The following is a 17,137-nucleotide window of genomic DNA, read 5'->3' as shown; positions in this document are numbered from 1 at the left end:
TCTTAATCAAGATGAAAAAAATTATCTATAGTTTACTAATTCTCGCAACGCTTGCCTCCTGTGATACTTTGGATTTAAAGCCATTGGACAAGCTCTCGGAGGATGATACCTGGACAGATCCAGCGTTAGTGCAATTATATGTCAATGCTAACTATAATGCCATCCTGCATGGTTATGAAGATGATGTCTTTGCTGCGGCAAGCGATGAATCGTATGATTTACATAACCATGGCAATATGTTTGTTTTGCAGAAAGGTGAAGTGAGCGCTGACAATATATCGATGCTCTCGGGCCGGGTTAATTATTGGTCGCTCGGGTTCCGCCAAATTCGAAATATGAATGTGTTTTTCTCGAAAATTGAGCAAACCCCGGTTGATGGCGATGCTAAAGGTGCGATGGTCGGGGAGATGAAGTTTCTACGGGCATTCGTTTTTGCCAATTTAATATGGCGCTATGGAGGTGTTCCCCTTATCACAAAAGTATATGAGCTGAATGAAGACTATACGTTGTCTCGTGATTCGTATGCCGATTGTGTAGAATTTATTGTGAAAGAATTAGATGAAGCGATTGCGCTTTTACCCGCGAAGCAATCGGGAGCCGGACTGGGACGGGCATCGGCCGATGCTTGCCGGGCCCTTAAATCTCGCGTTCTACTATATGCAGCAAGCAAGCTGAATAACCCTTCTAATGACCGCGCGAAGTGGCAAAGGGCGGCTGATGCTGCAGGTGAGCTGTTAGGCGCATACGCCCTTCACCCGGATTATCAGGAGCTATTTCTAGAGGCAAACGATGAAATAATATGGGCACGCTATTTTACGCAATCTACCGCTACGGACTATAACTGGAAGAATGGGCGGAATGGCGATGATGGGGGTAACTATCAAGGGCCGACTCAAAACCTCGTCAACGCTTATGAGATGAAGGCTACGGGTCTTCGTCCATATACGGCGCAGCCCGGCGGTACGCTAGTGGTTAATCCGCAATCGGGATATGATCAAAGCGATCCGTATTCGGGACGCGATCCCCGTTTTTATGCCACGATTCTTCACGATGAGTCTATGTGGATGGGCCGGCAGACGGAAACGTTTAAAGGTGGACTAGACTCTCCAGAAAGTAAGATTCAGCCTTGGAACGCCTCGCTCACGGGGTACGCGCTGAAGAAGTTTCTCAATGAAGATATCCCTCCGACAGGCAACACCGAGCGGCCGACTAATCCGTGGATATATTTTCGATACGCAGAGATTTTGTTAAATTATGCAGAAGCCCAGTTCGAATTAGGGAATGAAGATATCGCACGCGAATACCTAAATCTGGTAAGGAGCCGATTAAGCGTTAAGATGCCCCCAGTAACCGATTCAGGCGAAAAGCTTCGAGCAAGAATACACAATGAACGGATGGTCGAGCTGGCGTTCGAGGAGCATCGGTTCTTTGATGTGCGGCGCTGGATGATTGCCCAGGAGACAGAAAATGCTGATCTATTGAAAATGACTATCGTCAAACAGACCGGAGGCAAGAAAGCCTATACGGTGAGTGTACTATCGGCCGAACGGGACTTCAGAACTCAACATTACAGGCTTCCGATCCCGCGTGCGGAGATTGAGAAAAGCTTAAACAGCTTGGAGCAGAATCCAGATTACTAGATAATAGGGACTATATTCAAGACCGAGGCGAGGAAATTGATATTAAAAAAAATGTTTAAACAATAAAAGATGGCACTTAAAAAACGATTATTACCTCATTATTTTGCGGTACTATTAGGCTTTATATCGGTGAACTCGTTGGTGGCGCAGGTTGCCAAAGCACCTTTTTTACCATCCCTTGAGGAGATTAATAAACCCTTTGGGGCGCATGATGAGGATTCGTTTTTAAAACCCTCGAAAGTTCATCGTCCGGAGACCTGGTTTCATTATATTGGTGGTAACGTCTCCGAAGACGGCATCACTAGAGATTTGGAAGCGATCGCAAAGGCGGGATATTCAGGTATCCATCTTTTCCATGGGCAGTTTGGTGGGCCGTGGCCCGGCGTGGAACCTCAGATTACAAGCCTTAGCCCGCACTGGGACGAGGCGGTGCGCCATACCGCAAAGGAGTGTGAGCGTCTGGGGCTGCGGTTTGTGATGAATAATACGGCGGGTTGGGCAACCTCAGGTGGCCCCTGGATTGAACCCGCTAATGCGATGCGTCACCTGACGATGAGCAGAACGGACCTCACGCAGGGCGGCGCTATCAATCAAGTTTTACCGCTTGCTGAAAGCAGTAAGGGCGTGGACCGCGATTATAAAGACATCGCCGTTCTCGCTTTTCCTACACCACTTGATGATACGGGCGAGCCGCTAGTTCCTAAGAAGATCGAAAGTAATACGGATTTTCGATGGGACTCGTATTTAGCCGGTAAGGCAAGCACACCCATTCAGTTCTCGCCTACCACGCCCGAGCAGCCCCATTGGGTTGAAGTTACTTTCGAAGATCCAGTCATGCTTCGTTCTGTGGAGTTTCCAAGTATCAATAGCTTCAATCATGGACAGTGTTATGAGCCAGGAGTAAGCGTTAGCATACAGGCCGTTTTGCCCGATGGACAGGTAAAAGATATCCTTAAAACGGATATGCCGCAATCTAATTGGCAAGACGATCGACCTATTACGCTTGCTTGTTCAGAAGTGGAGGGCGTGAATAAATACCGGATTTCGATTGTTAATAAATACGATATGAAGCTTTCCTCGCTACGCCTTTTCTCTGCGGCGCGTAAAAACAGTTGGGAGTCGGAGGCCGGATGGACGTTGCGGAGTATTGAGCGCGTGGGGCAGTCTCCCGATCAATCTGACGCGGCATTTGTCTCGCCTGAGCAGGTGCTCGATATTTCGAGCAGTATGGATGATCAAGGAAACTTAAAGTGGACGGCGCCTAAGGGAAACTGGACTATACTGCGTATTGGGCATGTGAATACCGGCGCACGCAACAGTCCTGCTCCTCCTGAGGGAACGGGCTGGGAGGCGAACAAACTTTCTAAGTTAGGAGCCAATGCGCACTTTGCCGGATATATAGGAAGGCTGGTCGGTCAAAATGGACCGTTGGCTGATGGACTACTAAACGGTATGCTGATCGACAGTTGGGAATGCCACACGCAGACCTGGACGTCCGATATGGAAGCGGAGTTTAACCGGGTGGCGAGCTACAAACTTCGCAAGTGGCTTCCAGCAATGTTTGGATATGTGATGGAAGATCATAAAACGACCGCCGGATTTCTGTATGACTGGCGACGGACGATTAGCGACCTGGTGACGAATAATTTTTATGGACGCATGGCGGAGCTATCGCATGATAACGATCTGTATATCACCTATGAAACGGCCCCCGGCGATGTCTTTCCTGCCGATATCTTAGAATATTTTAAGTTTGCAGATATTCCAATGTGTGAGTTTTGGCTACCCATGTCGGATGGGTATGTCGGTTCGCTAAATTTCAAGCCGATAAAACCCACAGCGTCTGCCGCAAGAATGTACGGTAAACCGCGCGTTGCAGCGGAGTCATTTACCGATATGAGCTTGAGCTGGGATGAACACCTCGAGGACCTCAAAGAGGCCGCTAATATAAACAGTATCGAGGGCGTCTCGCATTTTGTATTTCATACCTATACACATAATCCGCAAACCCCTTTTCTGCCTCCTGGGTCGTCCTTTGGAGCAAACATTGGAACGCCCTTTCTGCGCGGGCAAACGTGGTGGGGATATGTTCCTGATTTTCAAGATTACCTGGCACGGTGTAGCTACCTGCTTGAGCGTGGAAAACCGGTATCGGATGTGCTATGGTATCTTGGCGATGAGATCAATCATAAGCCTGATCAGAAGGCTCCATTTCCGCACGGTTTTAAATACGATTACTGTAACCCCGATGTCCTCCTAAATCGCCTAAGCGTAAAGGATGGGCTTTTGGTCACGCCAGAAGGAATCCAGTATCGCGTCCTGTGGCTGCCCGATGCGCCACGCATGTTGCCGGAGACTTTAGAAAAGATACGATCGCTAATTCAGCAGGGCGCAACTGTGGTCGGTAATCCACCACAAGGGCTTGCCACGCTTGGTGGTGGCAAAGCTAGCAAGAAGCGGTTTGAAGAGGCAGTAAAAAATATCTGGAAAGAAGGAGACGCTAAAGGTATCAACCGGGTTGGTGAGGGATATGTGCTTGCTGGTATGCCGCTAGATGAGGCGCTGGCCGCGTTAAAAATAAGTCCAGACGTGACTGGCGGTGATGCGCTTTGGTCACACCGGCAAATTGAAGGCGCTGATTGGTATTTTGTGAGCGCCCCCCGGGGACAAGGGGTCTCGGGAACGCTAGATTTTAGAAACAGTGGTCATGTGGAGCTTTGGGATCCTGTAACTGGACAAACCATGCCCGCTCAGAGCGAGCGCAGCGGTGATCGTACGCAAGTGAAGATTGATTTAGCGCGTGCAGGTTCAGTTTTTGTCGTATTTCGAAATGATCAATCCGCGGAAACATCTGGGAAGTTTAAAGAAAAAGAATTGGTTTCAACAGTGCCTTTTTCTGGCAATTGGACCCTTAGTTTCCCTGCTGGATGGGGAGCTCCCGAGCAGTTAGAATTAATCGAGCTGCGAGCCTGGAAGGACCTCGATATTTCCGAGGAAGGCAAAGCTTTTTCGGGTACGGCGACCTATATGCATACGGTGGAGATTGATAAAATTGATCCCGATCAGGAATATATTTTGGAGCTCGGTGAAGTTGATATGGTGGCGGCAGTGAGCGTAAATGATCAAAAACCTTTCAAAGTGTGGGCCGCTCCGTACAGCGTAAATATTACCGATATGGTTAAAGTGGGTAAAAATACCATTTCTATTGCGGTTACTAATACGTGGTTCAATCGTCTAGTTTATGATGCTGGGCTTCCCGAAGATCAGCGAAAGACATGGACTGTTGCCGGGCCAAATAAAGAGGCTCCTTTACGCAACACTGGGTTGATGGGGCCTGTCGTATTACAGGTATACAAGACAAAGTGATGTCGCTTTGCCATGCGAAAGGCAGAAGTGATCACCACACACGAACACGGTTATAAATTAACAAAATGAAAATTAAGTTTCTGTTGCCACGCTGGGGGCACGAACATGTCCGGCAAGATATATTTTTAGAAAAGGTGCGTCTTGCCGGCTATGACGGGATCGATACGTGGCTGCCCGAGGTTGCCCAAGAGAAAAAGGAAATGCTGGAGTTTCTTGACAAGAACGAGATGGTCTTTGTTGCGCATCAGCACCAGGCTTATGGGCATACTTTTGACGAATTTAAAACTTCGTTTGTCAAAAATTTAGGGCTTTGCGCAGAAGCGAACCCAATTTTAATAAACTCTCATACGGGCAAAGATTATTTTTCACTCGAGCAAAACTTGCAGCTTATCGATATTGCGCAGGAGTTCTCCGAAAAAAGCGGTATCACCATCACCCATGAAACGCACCGTGGACGAATCGGGTACTGCCCGCAAATGATCGATATGGTTTTCGCCGCTCGTGCGAAGCCGCTAATCGCCGCCGATTTCTCGCACTGGGTATGTGTAACAGAGAGTTTACTGGAGAATTTTTCGGATATTTTAAGTGAAGCGATTACGCGCACCAGACATGTGCATGCGCGTGTTGGTTATGAGCAAGGGCCACAGGTGCCAGACCCCAGAGCTCCCGAATGGGAATATGCGCTAGATAGTTTTCTTGCTTGGTGGGACAGGATTGTGCAGGTGAATGCCGGGCGTGGTACTGCCATCTTACCTTTCACAACGGAGTTTGGTCCGGCTCCTTATATGCAGCGCGAACCGTTTAGCCAAAAGCCTGCTGTGGACCAGTTCGAGGTCAACTGTTATATGAAAGATTTGCTGAAGAGTCGCTATGCCCGGTACTGCTAGCCAAATCCTGGCGGTACTTGCTGGGTGATTTACCGGTTTTTTTCTTAAACAATCTCGAGAAGTAATATAGCGAGTCAAATCCCGTTTGGTCGGCTACTTCTGATACATTGAGTGTTGAGGAAGCGAGCAGGTTTACTGCTTTTTTTAACCGAAGATCAAGATGGTATTGATTGGGCGATACACCTGTTGCTTGCTTAAAATACTTTCTAAAAGACGAATAGCCCATCGGCAGCTTTTCGGCTAATGTTTCCATGTCAATCGGGTGCTCGAGGGTCTCTTGTAGGAGGAACTTCGCTTTGTTAATACGTTGTAGGATAGGGTCATCTTCTTGTTCTTTGCTCATGGAGGTACCATGCAATATTCCTAACATTTGAAGCGCAATCCCCGTTATGACCTGCCGGTAGCCGGGCGATGATTGTTGTACTTTCTCTATTAAGTTATGGAAGAGGCCCAGTATGTCGAAATTTAGTCCAACGTTAATAAAAGGCCGCTCCACCTCAAAGAAGGCGGAGTTCATCAATTGATCGGGGTAAGTGCCGTTAAATCCAATCCAATATTCCTCCCATCCTGAATTTGCATTGGGCCGATAACGGTGCCATATACCTGGGTATAAGAAGAAACATATCCCTTCATTTACTTCCACCGGCTGGGTAGCTGCCGATTGGAATGTGCCACCGCCTTTGGAGATAAAAACGATATAATAGTCGTCAAGGATGCGGCCGTTGTCCCAGTTAAAAGAATGGGTTTTTGGGTGCTCTTTTGTCAAAGGATAAGACTGATGAGGGCTTACTTTACAGTGGCCGATGGTATTAATGTATAATCCCCATTGTTTATCCAATTCACTTACATGGAGATATTTATGGTAGTTCATTTTTTACTTAAAAGTAGCGAAAAATATCAAAAAGTGCAAACATAAATTAGTTTACCCATTTTAAGTGAAGGTGTCGGTGGATATCTTTGGGTAACCAAAATATAAAAGTATGAATTCTGAATTAAGCAAATCTCAAATCGAGTCTTATAGAGAAAATGGATATATTATTATTGAAGATTTTTTAGACAGCACGGAATTAAACCATTGGCGCGAGCGTGTAGAAGAGGCCTTAAGAGAACGAAACGGGCAGAAGATGCCGGACAAAGCAGTCCAAATTGGTGATGATGATGGAATCAATACAGACGCGGATTATTTTAAGAACGTATTTGATCAACTGTTGAATTTATGGCAAACTAATGAAGGCGTTAAGAAGCTGATGTTAGATCCGCGAATCGGGAAGTTGGCCACGGAGTTATCGGGCGCTGATGGAATTCGCGTGTGGCATGACCAGGCGTTAATTAAGAGGCCCTGGGCAAACCCAACGTCGTGGCACCTAGATACTCCTTTTTGGTCCTTTTCCGACCGCCGAGCATTATCAATCTGGATCGCCTTGGATGACGTAACTTTAGAGAACGGATGTATGTTCTTTATTCCGGGCTCACATAAACAGACGACGTTCGAGACGACGAGTATCGGAAAAAACATGGGCGAGATATTCGATCAATACCCACAGTTCAAACAAGCGAAGTCTGTTCCCGCCGTCATGAAGGCCGGCAGCTGCTCATTTCATAATGGGCTGACGATTCATGGAGCTCATGCGAATATGACTTCAGGTTTCCGTCGAGCCATGACCTGTGCTTTTATGCCGGACGGTAATTCCTTTAACGGGCAAGCGAATATATTGCCCGAAGAGTATTTAAAGACATTGAAAGAGGGCGACCTTCTCGATAACGATGACCAAAATCCGCTACTTTATAAAGTGAAATAGATTTTGGGGGCATGTTTTTTTCTTAAGCGATGTATCCTTGTGGCGCTGATGTGCGTCAATTTTCAAATTGAAAAATAATCTGGGTCCTAATTTTTGCCGCCAAGAAAATAATGTGGTAAACGGTGACTTTGTCCTTCAGCACTTTGTATTCTGCTGTTACGCTGGGCTTACCTATGTCGATATCATCAACCTTTAGTTTCATGTGTATCGTGTAGAAAAGTTTTCTAAAGTAGGACTGTAAAAACGCGGCACGAGGGCTCATGTGCACAGGTGTGCCAAAGCGGGGTTGAATGCATAAATTCGGATTTGCCGAGCAGCGGGAGGTAATACGATAAGGGTGCTACAGTATATTATATCTGAGCACCCTTATTTAACGTTTTAATTTTTTACACGAATTTACTCTGATTATTTCTTTTTCTTGTTGATTAGATGTTCAACGGCGTCTTTTGAAACGGTATCTTTAGACTGCTGATAAGAAGAGTGTGTTTTTGGTTTCGTACTTTTTTCCTTTTTCTCGTTCTTATTCGATTTTTCGTTCTTGCTCATGATGTAATTATTTGTACTGATGGGAGCCTGGTGTTGACGGATGGGTTCTACAAGTGTCAGACACATTCAACGGCCGATTTTGATAGCATAGTTTTTTTGTAGGAGGAAAGGAAGTTTACTATGTGCGATCTGCAAAGTTTTGTCGACGGCGAGGAACTTCCTAAATTGAGATTGGCCTGTTCAAGGGGTTTAATATACTGTGGGCCTAACGATTAAAGTTACGAAAATAATTTGATATAGTTTGTCAAGATGCAGTTAGATTGATGAAATTTATCATTCATAAACTTCCTGATTAACAGCTGTTCTGAGTTTGTTGCCACGCGTGAAATCTAAAACGTTGTTAGCTACAAGTTCGGCCATCGCTGTGCGCGCTTCTACTGTGGTAGAACCGATGTGTGGAAGGACGCACACCGTGGGAAGCGAAAGCAGTTCGGACGACGGACTCATCGGTTCGGGGTCAGTTACATCCAGACCGGCACCCCAAATGATACCGCTTTGGATAGCTTGGTATAGATCCGCTTCGTTCACAAATCCACCTCTGGCGGTATTGATAAAAATTGCGCTGGTTTTCATTTTTGCAAACAGAGAATTATCGAACAGTTGATGGTTTTCTGGGGTGTAGTTAGCGTGTAAGCTGAGAACGTCGGATTTTTTGAGTAGATCATCCATAGGGACATATGTGGCATTTAAATCGTGTTCCGCCTGCGGATTGCTATGACGGTTGTGGTATATTACGTTCATACCGAACATCGCGATACATTTTTTTGCCATCTCCATGCCGATCCGACCAAGACCGAATATGCCTAGCGTTTTGCCGTAGAGCTCCTGTCCTAAATTCGCCATAGGATCATATGGCGGCTTGGGGGCTGTAGACTTTACCTTCTCTAAGTTGTAGCCTGTCAGCCTGGAAACCATCATCATCAGTAGAAACGCGGTGTCTGATGTCGCATTTGTTAGCACGTCTGGCGTGTTGGATACCACTACTTTTCGCTTGGTTGCCTCTTTGATATCCACTTGATCGTATCCCACAGAGAAAAGACAAATTGCTTTCACATTCGGACACTGCTCGAAGAAGTCTTTATCGAACTTGTTTTTTCCGACGCTCATTACTACCTCTGCCTTCTGGCAGTACGCTATCCATTCCGCTCGCGAGAGTTCGGTCGTATGGGCGAGCGTTAAATTTACTGCGGGATCTTGAAGTAATTGGCGCGCTGCTGGCGGCAGGGGCTTGTTTAAAAAGACGTTCATTAAAATTCTTTATGGTGTTTGATAAAGTGCAGTTGATCCTCTTTGTAGCAGAATTAAAAGTGGCGGGTACTCCCCAACTGCAGTTGCCCGTTGTTTATGCGTACGCGACTCAGATGAAAGGATATGACGAAAGAACTTGACCCTTTTTCTCCGAGCGCTGCGGTGAATGAAACCTTTCGCCAACTCGGCGCTCCTACTTTGCCTTGAGGTTTATTTCTGACATGGCAAGCTTAGAGAGGAGTTTGTCGGCATTTTTTTCATCTTTGAGTATGCTTTTGAGTAGGTCTTTCGCTTCCGTGTGTTTAAGTAGTTTGGCGAATGAAATCATCGTGCCGTAGGAAGCAATTTCATAATGCTCCGCTTTTTGGCAGGCCGCTATAATACCAGCATCACGTACTGCGCCAGGCTTGGTTTCTTTCACGATGCCTTCTCCTTCTAGTACGATACCAGCCATAGCATCACATTTCTCGGTATCTGCTTTTTTGCCTATAGCCTTGAATACCTTGTTTAATATTTTAGCGTGATTTTTAGTTTCCGCTAAGTGGTCGTTGAGTGCGTTTTTTAGTTTTTTCGACGTGGCATTTTTAGCCATTTTTGGTAACGCTTTTGTGAGTGCATTTTCTGCCCATAGAGCGTCCTTTAAGCTGTCTTCAAATAGTTCGCCGAGATTCTTTGCAGCATCCTTTTTAGGCGCTGTTTTCTTTGTAGTAGCCATAGTGTTATTTTTAAAATTTCTAGATCTTTTGTAGCTACTAAACAAGCCAAAGCGCAAATTGTTTATCAGCGATTATTGCTAAAGATACTGCCGTAGGCTGCGTATAACTATGATGACCAAGCGAGCGGCGGATGTATACATTGCCGCAGGGATAGTAGGCGTGTTTTCGTCTAATTGACTCATTGGTAAAATGATGAGTTTCTTTTAAATAAAGATGATGGGTTGATGGAAAGAAAATCATTAATAATAAAGGTCTGTAAGGTGCTTTTTTAAAAAGGGGTACATCAAATATGATAATAAATTTTCAACAGCATGTTGAATAAATAAGATCCTTGTTTAGCATGTTTTGTTCAATGTAAGGCTCGTGCTTAGAGGTTTTTATTGATCTTTGGGATGTTATAGTTTTGGCACTGAATCGGTTGCTGTATTTGTTGGTGTGCCATGTTGTCTTCGAATTGGAAATAACTATTTGATTCAGCAGTAGAATCTAAGCTGACCCACCAATACGAAATGTTATTCCACTTAACATCCACTTAACCCATTGATAATCTTATCTTGATATCCGAATGATACCTTTGAGGAAATAATGTTTATCGTGCAATGGATAGTAAAGAGCTTTTCCAACTTTTTGTAAATGTTAAAAGCGGCGATCATAAATCGTTTGATTTACTTTATCATCATACGTGGCGCCCACTTTTTGATCTCGCTATTTCCAAAACAAAGGACGAACAGGAAGCGAAAGATATTGTCCAAGAGGTATATGCTAAAGTGTGGAACAAAAGGGAGTCTCTAGAAATTCATACGAGTATAGGTGCTTATCTATACAAAATGACAAAGCATGAAGTTATATATCGCATGCGTTCGGCCATGTTGGTACTTGAAAAGCAGGACCTATACAAATACGCGCTCGAGGAACTCTCAACATCGTTGGAAGATGATCTTTTAGTCAAAGAACTTAAGGAGCAGTGGGAGGCTGAAATCAGGAAGCTCCCCGTCAAACAGCGCGATATATATATACGCTTTCACAAATTCGATCATTCTATTTCGGAGATAGCACGTGAACTTGGTATCGCCGAGCAAACGGTTAAAAATCAGTTAGTGACGGCAAAGAAAAAAATTCGTCCGGTCATCGAAGCTAGTCTAGCTTTGTATATAATCAGCATGTTAGGCTAGTGGGCCGCCAATTATACTCGTGGTACTTCCCTCCCATAATACTAGTTTTTTAGTACATGACAAAAAATATAACCGCTTAATTATCAGGTGATTATTTCACAATAAATTTGGTTAAAAGATTGATGTTTAGTGTATTACGGTATTATTTCTCACGAAATGTCCTTAAACACGGATATCAGTCAGTGCGATAAATATACGGAATCATTGACCGTATTTACAGCTCATTTAAGCAATGATCTCAATCTCGGCATATTTCGGACAAATAGGTTGATAGCCGTGCCACCATGTAGTGCCAATTGCGGTTCTTCGGCTACAAATGGCAATACATCCAATAGTAGCCTAACTTGTTCCTTATATTCCTTGTTCATCTTTCTCTAGTTCCTTGGGTACTGTTATTAGATATTTTGCATTGAACACTCCATTCTTCGCTATACTTCTTTTTCCTTTGACCATATCTATTTTGTCTAGTTGCAGGTACTTGAACCAACTGTGATTAGCTTTATCAGCCATGTATAGAAATAGACGCTCCACTCTCACAGAATTACATTTACCTAGTAATTCCTGTACATTTTGAGGGCGTAGATTGTTCAATCCTTCCATGAGTTCATAACATTCGATAAGAGACTGTCCCTTCGTTGTGAGATAAAGGCATTCCATTATTGATCTTGCGGGAGAGGAAGCTTTGGTTATAAGCTCGTTCTGGTTGACCTCTACGATACCTATATCCGCAGGTAAAAAGTCCGTCTGAATGAAGGTAAATTTGTCAATCCAACCGTCGTAATTTACAAACCACTTTGGTAAAGCTTCTCTTAGTGGACTGAACAAAGCCATCTTTTGCTGATGCATACCAAGGTAATGAGCTTTCCCATGAATACCAAGAGCAGATTTGCCTCCGATATGTACACGCAGTCCGAGCTGTTTTTGCAGAGAATAAACCGCGCCTTCTATCGTCAAACGATCACCAGTCCTCCATCGCTCCGGTGCCGATAGACTTAAACCAATTGCTCTTTTTGTATTGTTTCTGTAAATCCAGGCTGTATCCGTTCTTTACCATCCATGAGCTGGTAAAGACCACCCCCTGTGGCTGGGATTGGAGCAAAAGGTTTATTTTTGTCTGATTTTCGGTATTCATAATACAAAAAAACAGATTTTTTTAAACTACTAAATCTGCAATGTTTAAAAATGTATGAATATCCGTATTATTTATACCTAAATAATTAAACTATCAAGAGACCTGAATTTAATCCATTGCCCCATTAGTCAAGTAACCTAACTCGTTTAAATAGCCATCTAGAAGAAATATCTCAGAACTTTATGGAAGAATACTGGGATAGCCTCAGTAACGATTGCTATTTTGGAAATGCATATTCCGGGCATGCTGACCTCACAGTTCCGGTGTATGCATACAGGAGACAATATCACTTTAAGGAGACCTGATTTCTCGCCCGGCTTAACGCCTCTCTAGTCACATGCAGAAATTTGGCAAGATTGGTCTATAATTTCCTGTAACCAATTCTTTTTGGAGTCCAACAAGTGGAGATATCGTTCTTCTGGAGACCGAAGGGTGAGTATCTCGTAATGCTCCTGTTTCTTTTCTGATCATTTCTTGAGAAAGGTCCACACATAATTGAAGTAGATCTGGCTCGTTGCGGAATATCTTCACCATCTTTTCAAGCGGGCACAATATAATGGTGCTTGACGTTATTGCGCTTACAGAATATGGCAATGCCTGCTGTTGATGGATCGAGTTCCAGTTGTCGATATATTCAAGACTGCCGCAAAAGGCAGGTATCCGGAATATGTAATACTTTTCTTGTCTTAGGCGAAGCGCGATTAAAAGCGATTCTCGTACTATTGCACTGATAACAGCTATGCGTATACGATGAGAACAGTAAGATTTTGTATCAACATGAGCCTTGACGGTTACTGTGACCACACTGCTTTCAGTCCTGATGAAGCGGTTTTAGATTACTTTACCGCCATGATGGACGATGTTGACCTGCTTTTCTTCGGTCGCATCATGTACCAGCTTATATTTCCATACTGGCGCGAAGTTGCTAGGGATCAATCTGGCAGCTCTGCAGAAAATCGATTTGCTGAAAAGCTTAGCGTTATTGATAGCGTTGTCATTTCCCGATCGTTGGACGTTGTCGACGAAAACGTTCGTATCGTCCGTAGCGATCCTACGGGAGAACTTCTGAAGTTGAAGCAACAAGCCGGCAAAACCATTCTGATGGACAGCATCAGCCTGCTCCCCGAAATGATTGCCGTCGGCCTTATCGATGAGTTTTTTCTTGTTATCCATCCTGTTATTGTAGGCAATGGCAGGCATTTGCTGGATACTGGAAGCCTGCATGAAAAACTTAATCTCAAACTGGTCGATACCATAAAATTTAAATCTGGATCTATAGCTCTCCATTATGTGAAATCCGGCTGATTCTTGACGAGCTAACTCCATTATAAATTTGTCTTACTCTGAAATAGTTTGACATTAAAGCATGTTAAGCTATTTCAGAGCACGACACTTTCACAATACCTAAATTTTCCGGCTGCCTTTCGATTATATTCCGTCGCTATTGGTAGAAAAGTATTCTGCAAGATAAAAATTTAGCCGTTTATGAGGTGAGGTGTATCTAAAATATGGTATAACTTCTATTCCTGCTGACTTTTTAACTGACCCCGAGGGTGTTGTCATCGCTAAAGATCTAAAGGGAGATTCTTAAAAAAAGGAATTAGCAACGTTGTTTTCAACACCAAAATAGCGACAAAAGCCAACGAGATTATTGCGTTTCATCTATCCGTTTTTTACCTTTATAAGAAGATTTTATGTTCCAACTTACAATGCATGAGTGGCACGAGCTGTGATTAGCTACCCGATGGCGCTAAATATAGCCCAGCTTGATATCATAAGTGCGAAAAAATCTGAAAACGTAGCGAAATAGAAAAAATGCAGTTTATAGAACGAACAAATTCAGACAATTCAGACTTTCAAAAATTAGTAGTCGAGCTTGACAAAGATCTCGCCATTAAAAATGGAGATGCTAATGACTTTTTTGTCCAATACAATAAAATTGACCGTATCCGAAATGTCGTTCTAGCTTATGAAGGTAACGAAGTTGTGGGGTGTGCCGCGATGAAGGAATATGGGCATACGATAATGGAAATAAAAAGAATGTTTGTGCCGGTGAATAAACGAGGAAAAGGAATTGCTGGCAGTATTTTAACAGAATTACAACAGTGGGCGAAAGAACTAGGATATACGAAATGTATATTGGAAACGGGAGACAAAATGGTTGAGGCGATCAGCCTTTATAAGAAAAATAACTTTGAAATTATACCGAATTACGGGCAGTACGCGGATGTTGATAGTAGCGTCTGTTTTGAAAAAGTATTATAAAATTATTAGTTACTTTTCTAAATACATGACAAAAAATTGTATTAAGTTGATATTTAGCTTGTTGATTCCATAGAATAAACATTCTACGATATAATCGAGCCCGTATTTGATAATTGAGACGGCTTTTCTTCCATGCTTCTTTATTTTAATGGGTCGCACCTGGGTATGGATGTAATCACCAACTTGGTAGCACCACGGGCATGCTATCATCGTAAGCATAAATAGCTTTTCAAGGCGGTCCAAGTTCGTAACATGGGTGTCTTCTATATTAAATCCACACTAGACTTCATGAATCGAAACAAAGTTTCGATATTCCAGCCTCGCCTATAATATTCCAGTGCCTGCTGTGATTTATTGAACGATACCAGTATTAAAAATTCAATTTTCCCATCGATCACAGTTTTAGTAGCCGATAAGTAACATAATTGACCGTGCATTTCTACAATGTGCTGGTAATGTCTGAATTCCTTGCTCTTAAGGTTGTTAAATAAGTGCCATACCGTTATTTCTTTTTGTTTTCTGGGCAAGAACACCTTAAAGTTATTCCGGATCCTGATAGGATTCCGGATGCTATGTTCATTTAGAAAGCCTAACCATTTCTCTCCGATAAATTCTCGGTCAGCCAATATACAGTCGATGCAATCCTGTCCAAACCAATCGATGAAATTCTGAACCAATGTAATTCGTTCCTGCGAATTCGAGTTACCTCGCTTGTCCAGCATCTTAAACATGATCGGAATAGCAGCAGACTTATAACTGATACCCAACATACGTATATTGATATTTTGCTGTCCAAATTTCCAGTTTGTCCTGTCCATGACCAGCACAACAGGGCTGTCGTTTTGTAAAATATTGAATATAAGTGTACTGATAAGACGCATCGGCAGATCGGCTTGTGCCATAAAACGTTGGATACGCCTGAAACAACTGCTGGCAGCGGACGGAGAATCGAATCGTGAAGATAATTTGGAATAGTTTACCGACTTAACTTTGCATAAGGCAGTTATAAAAAGGCAGATGAGACGGATCCTGGCAAGGTTGAGATCATTGCTTAAATGAGCTGTAAATACGGACAATAATTCCGTATATCTATTGCACTGACTGGTATTCGTGTTTAAGGATATTACGTGAGAAATAACACCTTAATATGTTGAATACCAGTATTTTAACAAAATATATTATGAAATAATTGTCTGATAATTAAGCGGTTATATTTTTTAAACAATAACGTAACAATTTGTTAATCGATCTGATCTAGTACGCTTTGTCGTTTTTCTCCTCGTACTATTATATGGACAAGGAGAACCCCGAACGTAAAAAGCCGTTGAGCAAGTTACTTGATGATTATCTAACCGGTACTGGTAATCATCGTATAAATGAGATGATCGATCACTGGTTGGAAGAAAAGGATAAAAATTCGAAATTATCTGAGGAAGATTATGACACCGCTGAGAAAGAAATTCTCAATAAGTTACAGCAGGATATGGGTAATGATGATCAAAACTTGGCCGTCGCTAAGGTACACTTGCCCCGCTGGGGCGCGTATCTCGCCGCTGCATCTGTTTTGCTCATAGCAAGTTTTGGGTTGTGGCAATATGTTAAGGATCCAACTTTAAATTCCCAGCAGTTAGCAAACCAAAAGAGGCAGGCGAGTGATTTTCGAACCATTGAGACAGCAGTCGGTGAACGAAAAAAGGCGATACTGCCGGATAGCACCGAAATATATTTGCATGGAAATACCGTGCTCCGTTACCAAGAACCATATGGTAATGGCAAACAACGGCTTGTACGTCTGGAAAAAGGCGAGGCTTTTTTTGTTGTGACACCAAATCGGGATAAGCCCTTTACTGTTCAAACAGCCCAGGGAGACAACAAGGTACTAGGGACTTCATTTAATATTCAACTTATTGGTAAGGATAGCCTCTATCATCTTTCTGTTAACACCGGTAGCGTAGGCTTCACGCCTTCGGGAGATTCAACAGGACTACAAATTATCGACAAGGGACACGAGCTTGTATTTAACATGAAAAGCAACGAATCGAATGTTCGTAATGCGAGGACGGACGCTATCAGTGCATGGAAGGACAATATTTTACGGTTTTCCGACGAAAATTGGGAACAGATAATATCTAAACTAGAGATTTGGTATGGGGTTGATATTCACATGGTTGATATGAAAACATCTCCGGAATATTTCACGGCGACATTCGAAAGGCCAACGCTGAAGGGTGTGCTCAACGGTCTGCAAAAGATAAATGAGTTTAACTATCGAGTGGAAGGGAAGGAGGTCTTTATCGAATAACACCGACTATTAATTACGATAATCAAAACCGGAGCTCGTGGTAAAGCCCCGGCAGATTGTTTTC

At 43.4% G+C, this 17,137-nt stretch carries 16 protein-coding genes and 1 pseudogene; 8 read left to right on the top strand and 9 right to left on the bottom strand.

Annotation, left to right across the window (positions count from 1 at the left end):
* The first annotated feature begins 11 nt into the window (after positions 1–11).
* The 3 genes from FM107_RS01585 (at position 12) to FM107_RS01575 (ending at position 5,893) form a co-directional block, all read left to right on the top strand.
* The gene (locus FM107_RS01585; protein ID WP_086946764.1) at positions 12–1,640 is read left to right on the top strand and encodes a RagB/SusD family nutrient uptake outer membrane protein; all 1,629 of its coding nucleotides are present in this window, start codon (positions 12–14) and stop codon (positions 1,638–1,640) included.
* A gap of 69 nt (positions 1,641–1,709) precedes the next feature.
* Complete coding sequence (locus FM107_RS01580; RefSeq protein ID WP_086946763.1) at positions 1,710–5,006, top strand: glycosyl hydrolase; 3,297 nt, start codon at positions 1,710–1,712, stop codon at positions 5,004–5,006.
* A 65-nt stretch (positions 5,007–5,071) separates the two neighbouring features.
* Positions 5,072–5,893 (top strand): hypothetical protein, encoded by an 822-nt coding sequence (locus FM107_RS01575; protein WP_086946762.1) that lies wholly within the window; start codon positions 5,072–5,074, stop codon positions 5,891–5,893.
* Here FM107_RS01575 and FM107_RS01570 read toward each other — a convergent pair.
* Positions 5,841–6,764, bottom strand: coding sequence for an AraC family transcriptional regulator (locus FM107_RS01570; protein ID WP_086946761.1), 924 nt, complete (start codon positions 6,762–6,764; stop codon positions 5,841–5,843). The genes FM107_RS01575 and FM107_RS01570 overlap by 53 nt on opposite strands.
* Before the next feature lie 109 nt (positions 6,765–6,873).
* Here FM107_RS01570 and FM107_RS01565 point away from each other — a divergent pair, with 109 nt between their 5' ends.
* On the top strand, positions 6,874–7,692 hold the full coding sequence (locus FM107_RS01565) for a phytanoyl-CoA dioxygenase family protein (RefSeq protein WP_086946760.1): 819 nt from the start codon (positions 6,874–6,876) through the stop codon (positions 7,690–7,692).
* Between the two features lie 405 nt (positions 7,693–8,097).
* Here the strand turns inward: FM107_RS01565 and FM107_RS19455 are convergent, their stop codons facing one another.
* The 3 genes from FM107_RS19455 to FM107_RS01550 all read right to left on the bottom strand — a co-directional run bounded on the left by FM107_RS19455 (position 8,098) and on the right by FM107_RS01550 (position 10,201).
* Positions 8,098–8,304 (bottom strand): hypothetical protein, encoded by a 207-nt coding sequence (locus FM107_RS19455; protein WP_218778894.1) that lies wholly within the window; start codon positions 8,302–8,304, stop codon positions 8,098–8,100.
* A gap of 207 nt (positions 8,305–8,511) precedes the next feature.
* Positions 8,512–9,486 (bottom strand): D-glycerate dehydrogenase, encoded by a 975-nt coding sequence (locus FM107_RS01555; protein ID WP_086946758.1) that lies wholly within the window; start codon positions 9,484–9,486, stop codon positions 8,512–8,514.
* Positions 9,487–9,679: 193 nt separating this feature from the next.
* Positions 9,680–10,201: a ferritin-like domain-containing protein gene (locus tag FM107_RS01550; RefSeq protein WP_086946757.1), complete on the bottom strand. Its 522-nt coding sequence runs from the start codon at positions 10,199–10,201 to the stop codon at positions 9,680–9,682.
* 600 nt (positions 10,202–10,801) lie between these two features.
* Between FM107_RS01550 and FM107_RS01545 the strand changes: the two genes are divergently transcribed.
* On the top strand, positions 10,802–11,374 hold the full coding sequence (locus FM107_RS01545; RefSeq protein WP_086946756.1) for an RNA polymerase sigma factor: 573 nt from the start codon (positions 10,802–10,804) through the stop codon (positions 11,372–11,374).
* A 239-nt stretch (positions 11,375–11,613) separates the two neighbouring features.
* Here the strand turns inward: FM107_RS01545 and FM107_RS19290 are convergent.
* The 4 genes and pseudogenes from FM107_RS19290 to FM107_RS19285 form a co-directional block, all read right to left on the bottom strand.
* A pseudogene (locus FM107_RS19290) lies at positions 11,614–11,742 on the bottom strand (nucleotidyl transferase AbiEii/AbiGii toxin family protein); the annotation flags it as partial.
* Positions 11,726–12,328 (bottom strand): type IV toxin-antitoxin system AbiEi family antitoxin, encoded by a 603-nt coding sequence (locus tag FM107_RS01540; protein WP_256959282.1) that lies wholly within the window; start codon positions 12,326–12,328, stop codon positions 11,726–11,728. The gene FM107_RS01540 and the pseudogene FM107_RS19290, both read right to left, overlap by 17 nt.
* A gap of 4 nt (positions 12,329–12,332) precedes the next feature.
* On the bottom strand, positions 12,333–12,506 hold the full coding sequence (locus FM107_RS19850) for an AbiEi antitoxin N-terminal domain-containing protein (RefSeq protein ID WP_256959281.1): 174 nt from the start codon (positions 12,504–12,506) through the stop codon (positions 12,333–12,335).
* A 333-nt stretch (positions 12,507–12,839) separates the two neighbouring features.
* Complete coding sequence (locus FM107_RS19285) at positions 12,840–13,040, bottom strand: hypothetical protein (protein ID WP_143559397.1); 201 nt, start codon at positions 13,038–13,040, stop codon at positions 12,840–12,842.
* Positions 13,041–13,256: 216 nt separating this feature from the next.
* Here FM107_RS19285 and FM107_RS01535 point away from each other — a divergent pair, with 216 nt between their 5' ends.
* On the top strand, positions 13,257–13,811 hold the full coding sequence (locus tag FM107_RS01535) for a dihydrofolate reductase family protein (protein ID WP_086946755.1): 555 nt from the start codon (positions 13,257–13,259) through the stop codon (positions 13,809–13,811).
* A gap of 510 nt (positions 13,812–14,321) precedes the next feature.
* The gene (locus tag FM107_RS01530) at positions 14,322–14,771 is read left to right on the top strand and encodes a GNAT family N-acetyltransferase (protein WP_086946754.1); all 450 of its coding nucleotides are present in this window, start codon (positions 14,322–14,324) and stop codon (positions 14,769–14,771) included.
* 263 nt (positions 14,772–15,034) lie between these two features.
* Here FM107_RS01530 and FM107_RS01525 read toward each other — a convergent pair whose 3' ends face one another.
* Positions 15,035–15,847 (bottom strand): IS4 family transposase, encoded by an 813-nt coding sequence (locus FM107_RS01525; RefSeq protein ID WP_179204370.1) that lies wholly within the window; start codon positions 15,845–15,847, stop codon positions 15,035–15,037.
* Between the two features lie 215 nt (positions 15,848–16,062).
* On the opposite strand from FM107_RS01525, the gene FM107_RS01520 reads away from it, so the two are divergent.
* Positions 16,063–17,073, top strand: coding sequence for a FecR family protein (locus FM107_RS01520; RefSeq protein ID WP_086946752.1), 1,011 nt, complete (start codon positions 16,063–16,065; stop codon positions 17,071–17,073).
* Positions 17,074–17,137 lie beyond the last annotated feature (64 nt).

Source organism: Sphingobacterium sp. JB170, assembly GCF_900163865.1.
Classification (GTDB): domain Bacteria; phylum Bacteroidota; class Bacteroidia; order Sphingobacteriales; family Sphingobacteriaceae; genus Sphingobacterium.
Note: the sequence above shows the minus strand (reverse complement) of the source record. Positions and strands in the feature narration are given on the sequence as shown.

Excerpts from the sequence above, each read along its gene's own strand:
- FM107_RS01585 (WP_086946764.1), top strand. The coding sequence starts at position 12 with ATGAAAAAAATTATCTATAGTTTACTAATTCTCGCAACGCTTGCCTCC.
- FM107_RS01580 (WP_086946763.1), top strand. The coding sequence starts at position 1,710 with ATGGCACTTAAAAAACGATTATTACCTCATTATTTTGCGGTACTATTA.
- FM107_RS01575 (WP_086946762.1), top strand. The coding sequence starts at position 5,072 with ATGAAAATTAAGTTTCTGTTGCCACGCTGGGGGCACGAACATGTCCGG.
- FM107_RS01570 (WP_086946761.1), bottom strand. The coding sequence starts at position 6,764 with ATGAACTACCATAAATATCTCCATGTAAGTGAATTGGATAAACAATGG.
- FM107_RS01565 (WP_086946760.1), top strand. The coding sequence starts at position 6,874 with ATGAATTCTGAATTAAGCAAATCTCAAATCGAGTCTTATAGAGAAAAT.
- FM107_RS19455 (WP_218778894.1), bottom strand. The coding sequence starts at position 8,304 with ATGTGTCTGACACTTGTAGAACCCATCCGTCAACACCAGGCTCCCATC.
- FM107_RS01555 (WP_086946758.1), bottom strand. The coding sequence starts at position 9,486 with ATGAACGTCTTTTTAAACAAGCCCCTGCCGCCAGCAGCGCGCCAATTA.
- FM107_RS01550 (WP_086946757.1), bottom strand. The coding sequence starts at position 10,201 with ATGGCTACTACAAAGAAAACAGCGCCTAAAAAGGATGCTGCAAAGAAT.
- FM107_RS01545 (WP_086946756.1), top strand. The coding sequence starts at position 10,802 with ATGGATAGTAAAGAGCTTTTCCAACTTTTTGTAAATGTTAAAAGCGGC.
- FM107_RS19850 (WP_256959281.1), bottom strand. The coding sequence starts at position 12,506 with ATGAATACCGAAAATCAGACAAAAATAAACCTTTTGCTCCAATCCCAG.
- FM107_RS19285 (WP_143559397.1), bottom strand. The coding sequence starts at position 13,040 with ATGGTGAAGATATTCCGCAACGAGCCAGATCTACTTCAATTATGTGTG.
- FM107_RS01535 (WP_086946755.1), top strand. The coding sequence starts at position 13,257 with ATGAGAACAGTAAGATTTTGTATCAACATGAGCCTTGACGGTTACTGT.
- FM107_RS01530 (WP_086946754.1), top strand. The coding sequence starts at position 14,322 with ATGCAGTTTATAGAACGAACAAATTCAGACAATTCAGACTTTCAAAAA.
- FM107_RS01520 (WP_086946752.1), top strand. The coding sequence starts at position 16,063 with ATGGACAAGGAGAACCCCGAACGTAAAAAGCCGTTGAGCAAGTTACTT.